This is a genomic window from Janthinobacterium sp. YR213, assembly GCF_900099875.1.
GTDB lineage: Bacteria > Pseudomonadota > Gammaproteobacteria > Burkholderiales > Burkholderiaceae_D > Janthinobacterium > Janthinobacterium lividum.
On the sequence record NZ_FNDA01000002.1, the window covers coordinates 1,043,419 to 1,054,026 of the forward strand.

Sequence of the window (10,608 nt, forward strand, 5' to 3'; positions counted from 1 at the left end):
ATGACCCAACGCCTCATCCTCGCCTCCAACAACGCCGGCAAGCTCAAGGAATTCAACGAGCTGCTCTCGACCATCGGTTTTTCCGTCCACGCCCAGGGCGAGTACGCCGTGCCGGAAAGCGACGAACCATTCCACACCTTCGTTGAAAACGCCCTGCAAAAGGCGCGCCACGCGTCGCGCCTGACGGGCTTGCCGGCCCTGGCCGACGATTCGGGCGTGTGCGTCAATGCGCTCGGTGGCGCGCCGGGCGTGTATTCGGCCCGCTATGCGGGCGAGCCGAAATCGGATGCGGCCAACAGCGCCAAGCTGATCGCCGACCTGGAAGCGCATGCCGACAAGTCCGCGTACTACTACTGCGTGCTGGTGTATGTGCGCCATGCGGACGACCCGCAGCCGGTGATCGCCGACGGCCGCTGGAATGGCGAGATGATTGCTACGCCGCGCGGCAACGGCGGCTTCGGCTACGATCCGCATTTCTTCCTCCCCGCGCTGGGCAAGTGCGCGGCCGAATTGACGTCCGATGAAAAGAACGCGCTGTCGCACCGTGGCCAGGCCCTGCGCGCGCTGGTGGAAAAACTGCGATGATCCCGATCAAACTGGTGGGCGCCGTTGCCAAATCCGCAGCGAAACCCGGAGCCTCGCCCGCGCCGCAGGAAGGCATTTCCGGCGCGGCGGGAGCGGCCCTGAAATACCTGCAGCCGGGCGCGCTGAACCTGACGGCCCTGCCGCCGCTGTCGCTGTACATCCATTTCCCGTGGTGCGTGAAAAAATGCCCGTACTGCGATTTCAATTCGCACGAGGTGCGCGGCGACTTGCCGGAAGGGGAATACCTGGCGGCCCTGCGGCTGGACCTGGAAATGGCGCTGCCGCTGATCTGGGGCCGCAAGATCCACACCATCTTCATCGGCGGCGGCACGCCCAGCCTGATGTCGGCGGCGGGCCTGGACCGGCTGATGTCGGACGTGCGCACCTTGCTGCCATTGGAGCCCGATTGCGAAATCACCATGGAAGCCAATCCGGGTACCTTTGAAGCGGAAAAATTCAAGTCCTATCGGGCCAGCGGCATCAACCGCCTGTCGATCGGCATCCAGAGCTTCAATGGCCGCCATTTGCAGGCGCTGGGCCGCATCCACGATGACAATGAAGCGCGCCGCGCGGTGGACATCGCGCACGCCAATTTCGACAATTTCAATCTCGACCTGATGTACGCGCTGCCCACGCAAACCCTGGCCGAGGCGCAGCAGGACCTGGAAACGGCGCTGTCGTTCGCGCCGCCGCACTTGTCGCTGTACCACCTGACGCTCGAACCCAACACCCTGTTCGCCAAGTATCCGCCCGTGCTGCCGGACGACGACGAGAGCGCCGACATTGCCGACATGGTGGCCGCGCGCGCCGCGCAGGCCGGTTACGGCCGCTACGAAGTGTCGGCCTATGCGCAGCCGGGCCGCCAGGCCAAGCACAACCGCAATTACTGGGAATTCGGCGACTACCTGGGCATCGGCGCGGGCGCCCACTCGAAGATATCGTTCCCGCACCGCGTGCTGCGCCAGGCCCGCTACAAGCAGCCGCGCGCCTACATGGACGCGGTACTGGCCGGTAAGCCGGTGCAGGAAGAGCGCGAGCTGGCGCGCGAGGAAATGGGCTTCGAGTTCATGCTCAATACCCTGCGCCTGACGCAGGGCTTTACACCGAACCTGTTCGCCGAGCGCACGGGCCTGGCCATCAACGCCATCGAGCAGCCGCTGAACGCGGCCGAAGCGAAAGGCTTGCTGTACCGCGACCACCAGGTCATCCGCCCGACGGAACTGGGGTTGTGCTTCCTGAACGATCTGCAGCAGATGTTCCTGGAAGACTGACGCGGCCTAATGCGCGGTGGCGGCGCGCAGGCGCTGCAGCTTGGCCGCGTACAGCCCGTGCTCGCTGCGCGTGGTGCTGTTGTCCATCGCCAGTTCCAGCTGCCTGCCCGCCTGCGAGAGTTGTCCCATGCGCGCATATGCCTGCGCCAGCCAGAAGTGGAATTCATGGTAGTAGGGATCGCGCGCGATCTCGCGCTTGAACAGGCGCGCCGCTTCCTGGTAGTCGGCCATTTCCATGGCGCGCTGGCCCAGGTTGAAGAAGTGGAACGGAGGTTCCGGCTGCAGGGCCAGCAATTTGCGCCGTAGCAGCTGCGCTTCGTTCGCGCGCCCCAGGCCGTCGAGTGCCTGCGCCAGGTTCGACAGCAGCACGGTATTCGATGGCGAGCGTTCCAGTGCGTAGGCGAGCGTGCGCCGCGCCGGCTCGATGTCGCCGTGGCGCAGCTGGATGATGCCCAGCGTATTGAAGGCGCCCGCAAACGTGGGGTCTTGCAGGATGGCGGCGCGCGCATACCAGTAGGCTTGATCGAGCTCGCCGCTGGCCATGGTTTCGGCGGCGCGATTGTTGAGGTACATGGCCAGGATGGTCGCCTCGCTGATTTGCAGCGTGCGCTGGCCGGCAAGGTCTTCGCCAGGCAGGAAGTCGATGAGCATGATGGCGTCGGCCTCGTAGCCGACGGTATTGCCGGCGGCACGGCGCTCCAGCGCGAGGTTGACGTGGCCGGCGACGAAATACATGCCGCCGCTGCGGCTCCAGCTCTCTTCTCCCAGAACCAGCTGGTAGTGCACATTGAGTCCCATTTCCTTGGCCAGCGCGGCCGTCATCAGCACCAGCGACAGGCAATTGCCGCTGCGCGCATCGAAGGCCTGTGCCGCCGTGCGCGTCATGGCGGCATCATATTCAAGCTGCAGCCCGGCCCTGTTGCGCAGGGCATCGGCCAGCGCGCGGCGGGGATTCTTGCTGCGCCCCTCGCGCGCGATATCGACGCGCACATACTGCCGCATGGCGTCGCTCATGGCAAACGCCTGCCGCGGGTCGACCGGCACGGCCGGCGCGGCAAAGCTGGCATCGTTGAAAAGGTCGGGCGGAGGCGGGGTGGCGGGTGCTGTGGCGCAGCCGGCAAGGGCAGCACACAGCAGCAAGGGGGACAGGAGGCCCAGGCGCAGTTGTGCGCTGACGCGGCGGATACATTTCATGTTCGTGCTCCCGCAGAACGATGTCAGGCGCAACACGTATTGCTGCCGGTGGTGCGCCCTGCCACCTGAAACAAGTATCCTCGCGCGCCACGGCGCTGTCAAACCCTTTTGACTGGCCCTGTTGCCAGTCTTAAAACTCTTCCCAATCCTGCTCGCCAGCCACCTGCGCCTGGGGCTTGCGCGCAGCAGGCGCACTCCTGGCCGCGATGGCTGGCTGCCTGGCGGCGCCGCTCCTGGCCGCCGGCTTGGCCAGCTGGGTGGGCGCCGGCCGCGCGGCGCGTACCGGCGCCTTTGTAGTCATGTGTTCGAGCTGGAAGCCGGCCGCCACCTGCGCCAGGCGCGCGGCCTGGTCCTGCATGCTTTCGGCCGCTGCCGCCGCTTCCTCCACCAGGGCCGCATTTTGCTGCGTCACCTGGTCCATCTGCGCGATGGCCTGGTTGACCTGGTCGATGCCCATGCTTTGTTCGGCGCTGGCAGCGGTGATCTCGGCCATGATGTCGGTGACGCGGCGTACGCTGTCGACCACTTCGTTCATGGTGCTGCCGGCCTGATGTACCAGCCGTGTGCCATTGTTGACCTGTTCCACCGAGTCGCCGATCAGGGTCTTGATTTCGCGCGCCGCCGCGGCCGAGCGTTGCGCCAGGCTGCGCACTTCCGTGGCGACGACGGCAAAGCCGCGCCCCTGCTCGCCGGCGCGCGCCGCTTCGACGGCTGCGTTCAAGGCCAGGATATTCGTCTGGAAGGCGATGCCGTCGATGACGCCGATGATGTCGACGATTTTCGTCGATGCCGTGTCGATGGCGCCCATGGTGTCGACCACCTGGCTGACGATGCTGCCGCCCCGTTCGGCCACGCCGGAAGCGGCCACCGCCATCTGGTTGGCCTGGCGCGCATTGTCCGCATTCTGCTTGACGGTGCTGGTCAGTTCTTCCATCGACGACGCCGTCTCTTCCAGCGAACTGGCTTGCTGCTCCGTGCGCGCCGACAGATCCTGGTTGCCGGCGGCGATTTCGCCGGAGGCCGTGGCAATTGCATTGGTGCCCGTCTGCACTTCCGACACCACCTTGCGCAGCGCCTCGTTCATGCCGTGCAGCGCGCGCATCAGGTCGCCGATTTCATCGCTGGCGGGCGTGCCGAAATGCGTGCGCAAGTCGCCGTCGGCCACCGTTTCAGCCACCTTCACGGCGGCCTTCAATGGCTGCGTGATCGAGCGCGTGATCAGCCAGGCACAGACGCTGCCCAGCGCCACCACCAGCGCGCACAAGGTCAGCAGCAGGGTGAAGCTGCGTCCGTTGGCTTCCTCGATCGCTTGCGCCGTGGCGTCGATGGCCTGGCGCTGCTGCGACAGCAGGGCCTTGACGTTGTTCTGGTATTTGGCGGCGGCCGGCGCGAAGCTGTCGCGGTAGGCGCTTTCCGCCTGCGCCGCGTTGCCGGCCTTGCGCGCATTCATTACCAGGGTCTTGGCATCCTGGTACTTGACGCGTTCGGCGATGGACGACTTGAAGATGGCTTTTTCTTCATCGCTGTCGAGCAGCGTCTCGATTTTCTTCAGCAGTTCGCTGCCCTGTTTCGTGCTGTCGGCGATGGTGTCGGCAAACACGTTAGAGAGGGTTTCATCCGTGCTTTTGGCGATCATCGAGGTACGCGCGATGGCCGAGTAGATCAGCACGTACCAGTCCGATACCAGGCGCTCTTTGGCCAGCGGTTTTTCCATCATTTGCCGCGTCGCTTCGGCATTCACATGGGCGCTGTACAGCGCGTACGAGGTGGAGATCACGGACAGCAGCAGCACCAGCGCGAAGCCTGCAGCCAGGCGCGTGCCGATACGAAGGTGGGAGAGGGCGTGCATGGTTGAAACTCCTGTCGCAGAGGGATTGAAGGTTGCCTGTGCGACATAGTATGCACTGATAAGTGACCAATAGGCGAGGGAAAAGCGCGCTTGTCTTTGCGCGTGTTGCAGTCTCGCCCTTGCTATAGGTCGAGCGCCTGGCGCAGGTCCGGCTGCTCGGCCCAGCGGGCGAAGGCGGCCGCCATGCGCTCGCTTTCCGCGATGGCGCGGCGCCAGTCGCGCATGCGCGCCGCGTGGTCCTGCCCGTAATGGGGGAAGTCGCGCCGGTCCGGCAGTTTGCCATTCGGCAAGCTGGCCACGAAGGCGGGCGAGGGTGAGACGAGGATCATGTTGTCGAGTGCGCTATCGCCGCTGCGCGCGCGGCGCCAGGGCATGGCCTTGTCCAGCCAGCCCGGCACGATATGGTCGGCAAAATGCGGGTACAGCACCAGGTCCGGTTCGCGCTGGTAAGGCAGGTGCAAATGGTAGTCGACCAGGCCGCCGTCCCAGTAGCGCCCGGGCGGCGCGCCGGCGATGTCCGTCACGGCGTCAAGCACCAGCGGGATGGAGCCGGAGGCCAGCAGCGCGTCGCGCAGGTTCTCTTGCGCCAGGGGCACGAAATGCGAATGAAAGGTGTCGAAGCGCGAGCGCAGCCAGCTGGCGCCGTCCGGCCCCGCATGGAACACCGCGCGTTCCAGCGAGGCGGCCAGGCGCGCCCGCGCCACGGCATTGCCGGCGGCGGCCAGCAGGAAGCCGCGTCGGTCGCGCCATTTGCCCGGCTGCGCCAGCGCGCCGATGCCGCGCACGGCCAGCACCGACAGGCTATGGCGCTCGTGCCGCAGCAGCTGCGCATCTTGGCCATCGAGGACCGCGTCGAGCAGGGCGCGGCAGGTGCGGCTGACGTGCGCCGCATCGGGCTTGTCGGGATAGCGCTGGCCCACGTATTCGCGCACCAGGCGGCGCTGCGCGGCCACCGGGTCGGGGAACATGGCGGCGGCCATGCGCCAGGCGCCGATCGAGGCGCCGACGAAATGGCGCGGGCGCGGCGCCTGGGCCAGGAAGTCGCCGAACAGCCAGCAATCGAGCTGGTGCAGGATCAAGCCTTTTGGCCCGCCTGCGGCAGCAGGGACGATGGCGACGTCAAGCGCGCGCAAGCCGTTGTCGGCGATGCGCGCCCGGGCGCGGCGGCCCAGGCGGATGGTGATGGCGGACGAAGCAGGCAGGGGGAAGGACATGCGCGTGGCGGCTGGTGGCGATTGCCTATTGTAGCGTCATGCCGGGCCAAAGGACGGTGGCAGGCGTGCGACAGTTGAGAGGAAAAAGCAATATTATTTGAAAACTAAAGATGCTTTGCAAGCGTGCCGTCCTTGCCTTTTTTGACTGATAAGAGATACATGAAAAAACCAATCTGCGCTTCCTTCCTTGTTCTGCCAGTCTTGCTGGCTGCCACCCTCAGTGCCTGCGGTGGCGGCTCTTCCTCCTCCGATGCCCAGGTTGCCGTGAATCCGGCCCAGCCAGTCAATCCAGCCGCCCCGGTGACACCGGTCACCCCGCAGCCCGCCGGCAGCGACACGGGCAGCGTCAGCGCGCCGTTTGCGAAGGGACTGAGCCCGCGCTACCTGTTGCTGGCCGTTGCCAATCAGGCCTACGGTACCTTGGGCAGCGTGGCGCAAGACAGTTCCGGCGCCCTGAGCGAGATATCGGGCGCCAGCTTCAGCGGCACACCCGCCATCACGCGCGACATCAGCGGCGACGCGGCATTTGCGCAGGGGCGCTGGTTCACCGGCACCATCACGCGCAGCAGCGGCAGCACGGTCATGAGCGGCAACAATGCCAGCGCCCATTACAGCGTCTACAACACGGTGGCGGCCTTGCCCTTCACCGGCGCCTTCCAATGCGATGCGGGCAAGTTCACGGCGCCCAGCTATACGGGCGGCAGCAGCGTGCAGCAGGATGGCTATTTCGGCACGGCCAGCGGCAGCGCCACCTTGTCCTTCGGCGCGGCGGGTGCCGCACTGGCCATGACGGTCGATGCCACGGCTGGCGGCAGCACCGGCAAGGCCAGCGGCACCGGCACGATCAATACGCCGGACATGACGGTCATCAGCGGTGGCTTCCTGGGCGGCATCTCGGGCATGCTGCTGGCGCTGGGTGACGGCGGCACGGGAACCTATCTCGTCACGGGCGGCTACAAGGTGGTCATGGCGAATGGCGCCAATTACCAGGGCGTGGCCACCTTCCGCTGTTCCTGATCACGCGGGCATGAAAAAAGCGGCGCCGTGCATTGCACGGGCGCCGCTTTTTTATGCACGTCGTGCCTAGAGCCTATCCCGGTAGATGAATACATCCCCCGCTGGCGCGCCTCAGAAGCGGGGACTGCGTTGATCGTCGTCGCGTGGCTCGCCACGCGTCCTCCTCACGCCTTGTCCGCGCTCCTGATGTGCTGCCAGCAGAAGACGCTCCCTACCGGGATAGGCTCTTAGCGCAGTGCCGAGATCATCTGTTTCAGCTTGCCGGAATCGACGCAGAAGGCGCGGATGCCTTCAGCCAGTTTTTCCGTCGCCATCGCGTCCTCATTCATCATGAAGCGGAAGGCTTCCTCGTTCAGCGACATTTGCACGATGTTGGTCGATGGCGCCGCTTCGGCGCTCAGCTTGCGCTCCACCGGCGCATCGCTGTCGGCCAGCTTTTGCAGCAGGTCGGGGCTGATGGTGAGCAGGTCGCAGCCGGCCAGTTCGAGGATTTGCGACGTGTTGCGGAAGCTCGCGCCCATCACCTCCGTCTTGTAGCCGAACTTGCGGTAGTAGTTGTAGATGCGGCGGACCGATTGCACGCCCGGATCTTCCGCGCCCATGTAGTCGATCCCCGTCGATTTCTTGTACCAGTCGTAGATGCGGCCGACGAACGGAGAAATGAGCTGCGCGCCCGCTTCGGCGCAGGCGATGGCCTGGGCCAGCGAGAACAGCAGGGTCATGTTGCAGCGGATGCCTTCCTTTTCCAGGATGGCGGCGGCGCGGATGCCTTCCCAGGTGGAAGCGATCTTGATCAGCACGCGCTCGCGTGGAATGCCGGCGTTCGAATACAGGGCGATCAGGTCGCGGCCCTTGGCGACAGTACCTTCCGTGTCGAACGACAGGCGCGCATCGACTTCGGTGGAGACGCGGCCGGGGATGGTTTGCAGGATTTCCACGCCAAACGCGATCAGCAGGCGGTCGATGATTTCGGCGGTGGAGGCGTTCGGATGGTCGCGCACGGCCTTTTCCAGCAGCGGCTTGTATTCATCCTTTTGCACGGCCTTCAGGATCAGCGACGGATTCGTCGTCGCATCGCGCGGCGTGTAAGCCTGGATCGATTGGAAGTCGCCGGTGTCGGCCACCACGGTAGTAAATTGCTTCAGTTGTTCGAGTTGGTTCATGGCTGCACGGGAAAGAGTGAATGGGCTTGCCGGAGTATTGTACCGAATCCGTTGCATCAAGCATCGACTAATGTCTTCCCCGTGCGCTACTTGCTCAATTGAATCTTGCTTTTTTGAGAACTCGCGCATAATTGCCTGGACTTGTTTATTTTGCACACTGTTCTGATAAACAATGTGCGATGCCACACTCCAGATGAAGAGCATCTTTTGACACAAGATATCGTTAGCGCAGTGGCCGCCTTCAACGGCGCGGCACGCCTGTATGCATTGGTTATCGGTGAAGATGGCCAGGACAGCGGCTTGCTGGTCGAAGCCTTTGCCGCCGACGAAGGGCTGCAGGAGGTCGGCGCGCGCGACATCATCGCCTTGTCCACCAGCGCCCATGTTGCGCTGGCGTCCCTGCTGGGCCAGCCGGCCAGCCTGCATATCAGTCTGGCGGATGGCACGCGCACGCAGTTTTCCGGCTATGTCAGCGAAGCGGCCATGCTGGGCAGCAATGGCGGACTGGCGCGCTACCGGCTGCGCATCACGCCTTGGTTGTTTCTGCTGACGCAGGTGCGTAACAGCCGCGTCTGGCAAGATCGGAGCGTGAGCGCCATCATCGACGAGGTATTGCAGGCGTATGCGCCATATGCGCTGTGGCGCTGGAGCGACGAGGTCGCATCTTTCATGCAGGACGCGGGCGAACGCAGCTATTGCTGCCAGTACCGCGAATCCGATTTCGATTTTATCCGCCGCCTGCTGACGGAAGAGGGCATCGCCTGGCGCTTCGAGGCGCACACACTGGTCCTGTTCGCCGATAGCAGCCAGCCCTGCGCCACGCCCGAGGACGCCAGCAGCGCACAGGCGGGCGGACTGCGCTTTCATGGCGCGCGCGTCGGCGAGCCGGGCGACAGCGTGCAGGCATTGAGCGCGCGGCGCAGCCTGCAGGTGGGCCTGAGCAGCGTGCTCAGCTATGACTACAAGGCGAAAAAGGCCGTGGCTGCCAGCGTGCCGGCCAACATCGCGCTTGGCGGCAAGAACGCGCCGATGCTGGAAAGCTACGACACACCGGGCCAGTACTGGTACGCCAGCGCCGCCCAGGCGCAGCGCTACGCGCAGTTGCAGATGCAGGCCCATGAAGCGCGCGCCCAGCTGTGGCAGGCGCGTTCGACCGTGCGCACCCTGCGCGCCGGCACGCGTTTTACCCTGACGCAGGGACCGTTACCGCAGGCCGATGGTGCCGCGTCCGAATATGTCGTGCTGCGCGTGGCCAGCATCGGCGTCAACAACCTGCCGGCGCCGGCCCTGGAGGGATTGGCGGAACTGTTCGGCCCGATACCGGAATTGCTGGAAGAAACCGTGGCAGAGTGGGGCGCAGGATTTTCCGATGTCGCTGCCGCGATCGCCCAGGCGCAAACCAGCGGTTACGCCAACTGCATCGAGATGATCACCGCAAGCACCCCGTGGCGTCCGGTGCATGACAGTAACGATGCGCGCCAGCACGCCACGCCGACCGCCCTGGGCAGCCAGAGCGCCATCGTCGTCGGCGCCGATGGCAATGACGTGGCCAGCGGCGCCGATGAAATTTATTGCGACAGGCTGGGCCGGGTGCGCATCCGCTTCCACTGGCAGCAGGAGATGGGCGCGACTTGCTGGGTGCGCGTGGCGCAGCGCGCGGCCGGCGGCGGCATGGGCAGCCAGTTCCTGCCGCGCATCGGCCAGGAAGTGCTGGTGCAATTCCTGGAAAACGATATCGACCGGCCCGTCATCATCGGCGCGCTGTACAACGGGCAGGGCGAGGGCGGCACCAAACCGACCCCGGGCGGCGTCGGGGGCGAGTCAGGTGACGCTGGCGTGTTCCAGCCGGCCCACGATCATGCGGTAGCCGGCCAGGGCAATCTGGCGGGCGGCAACAGTCCGCTGTGGCATGGCGCCGCAGGCGCCAGCGCGGCGCACCGCAATGGAGCAGCGCAATGGGGCATCCGCAGCAAGGAGTTCGGCAAGGCGGGCGGCATGGCCGGTTACAACCAGCTGCTGTTCGACGATACCGACAGCCAGGGCCGGGTGCAGCTGAAAAGCAGCCATGCGGCCAGCGAACTGAGCCTGGGGCATCTGATCCACGGTGCCGACAATTACCGTGGCAGCCTGCGCGGCGCCGGCACCGAATTGCGCACCGATGCGTATGGCGCGGTGCGCGCCAGGGCGGGCTTGCTGGTGACCAGCTATCTGCTTGGGCACGACGCGTCGCAACGCGATCCGGCCGGCGACAATGCCGGCGGCATCGCGCTATTGAAGCAGGCAGTGATGCTGGGCGACACCTTCAGCGCTGCCGC

At 65.4% G+C, this 10,608-nt stretch carries 8 protein-coding genes; 4 read left to right on the forward strand and 4 right to left on the reverse strand.

Annotation, left to right across the window (positions count from 1 at the left end; genetic code table 11):
* Together rdgB and hemW are read left to right on the forward strand one after the other, a co-directional pair.
* Positions 1 to 585, forward strand: a complete 585-nt coding sequence (rdgB, locus tag BLT98_RS13915) for an RdgB/HAM1 family non-canonical purine NTP pyrophosphatase (protein WP_070281283.1) — start codon at positions 1 to 3, stop codon at positions 583 to 585.
* Positions 582 to 1,856: a radical SAM family heme chaperone HemW gene (gene hemW, locus BLT98_RS13920; RefSeq protein WP_092608545.1), complete on the forward strand. Its 1,275-nt coding sequence runs from the start codon at positions 582 to 584 to the stop codon at positions 1,854 to 1,856. Before rdgB ends, hemW begins: the two co-directional genes overlap by 4 nt.
* A gap of 6 nt (positions 1,857 to 1,862) precedes the next feature.
* On the opposite strand, the gene BLT98_RS13925 is transcribed toward hemW, so the two are convergent.
* The 3 genes from BLT98_RS13925 to BLT98_RS13935 form a co-directional block, all read right to left on the reverse strand.
* Complete coding sequence (locus tag BLT98_RS13925) at positions 1,863 to 3,050, reverse strand: tetratricopeptide repeat protein (protein ID WP_070281843.1); 1,188 nt, start codon at positions 3,048 to 3,050, stop codon at positions 1,863 to 1,865.
* A gap of 130 nt (positions 3,051 to 3,180) precedes the next feature.
* Positions 3,181 to 4,899, reverse strand: coding sequence for a methyl-accepting chemotaxis protein (locus BLT98_RS13930; protein WP_092608548.1), 1,719 nt, complete (start codon positions 4,897 to 4,899; stop codon positions 3,181 to 3,183).
* Between the two features lie 122 nt (positions 4,900 to 5,021).
* Positions 5,022 to 6,113, reverse strand: coding sequence for a patatin-like phospholipase family protein (locus BLT98_RS13935; protein WP_092608551.1), 1,092 nt, complete (start codon positions 6,111 to 6,113; stop codon positions 5,022 to 5,024).
* A gap of 159 nt (positions 6,114 to 6,272) precedes the next feature.
* Between BLT98_RS13935 and BLT98_RS13940 the strand changes: the two genes are divergently transcribed.
* On the forward strand, positions 6,273 to 7,130 hold the full coding sequence (locus tag BLT98_RS13940) for a hypothetical protein (RefSeq protein ID WP_139179254.1): 858 nt from the start codon (positions 6,273 to 6,275) through the stop codon (positions 7,128 to 7,130).
* Positions 7,131 to 7,357: 227 nt separating this feature from the next.
* Here the strand turns inward: BLT98_RS13940 and tal are convergent, their stop codons facing one another.
* On the reverse strand, positions 7,358 to 8,293 hold the full coding sequence (gene tal / locus BLT98_RS13945; protein WP_034787048.1) for a transaldolase: 936 nt from the start codon (positions 8,291 to 8,293) through the stop codon (positions 7,358 to 7,360).
* Positions 8,294 to 8,500: 207 nt separating this feature from the next.
* Between tal and BLT98_RS13950 the strand changes: the two genes are divergently transcribed.
* A partial coding sequence (locus BLT98_RS13950; RefSeq protein ID WP_244517481.1) for a type VI secretion system Vgr family protein occupies positions 8,501 to 10,608 on the forward strand: 2,108 nt, incomplete at its 3' end.

What these genes read in the sequence shown, in the direction of transcription:
- rdgB (WP_070281283.1), top strand. Translation starts at nt 1, where the DNA reads ATGACCCAACGCCTCATCCTCGCCTCCAACAACGCCGGCAAGCTCAAG.
- hemW (WP_092608545.1), top strand. Translation starts at nt 582, where the DNA reads ATGATCCCGATCAAACTGGTGGGCGCCGTTGCCAAATCCGCAGCGAAA.
- BLT98_RS13925 (WP_070281843.1), bottom strand. Translation starts at nt 3,050, where the DNA reads ATGAAATGTATCCGCCGCGTCAGCGCACAACTGCGCCTGGGCCTCCTG.
- BLT98_RS13930 (WP_092608548.1), bottom strand. Translation starts at nt 4,899, where the DNA reads ATGCACGCCCTCTCCCACCTTCGTATCGGCACGCGCCTGGCTGCAGGC.
- BLT98_RS13935 (WP_092608551.1), bottom strand. Translation starts at nt 6,113, where the DNA reads ATGTCCTTCCCCCTGCCTGCTTCGTCCGCCATCACCATCCGCCTGGGC.
- BLT98_RS13940 (WP_139179254.1), top strand. Translation starts at nt 6,273, where the DNA reads ATGAAAAAACCAATCTGCGCTTCCTTCCTTGTTCTGCCAGTCTTGCTG.
- tal (WP_034787048.1), bottom strand. Translation starts at nt 8,293, where the DNA reads ATGAACCAACTCGAACAACTGAAGCAATTTACTACCGTGGTGGCCGAC.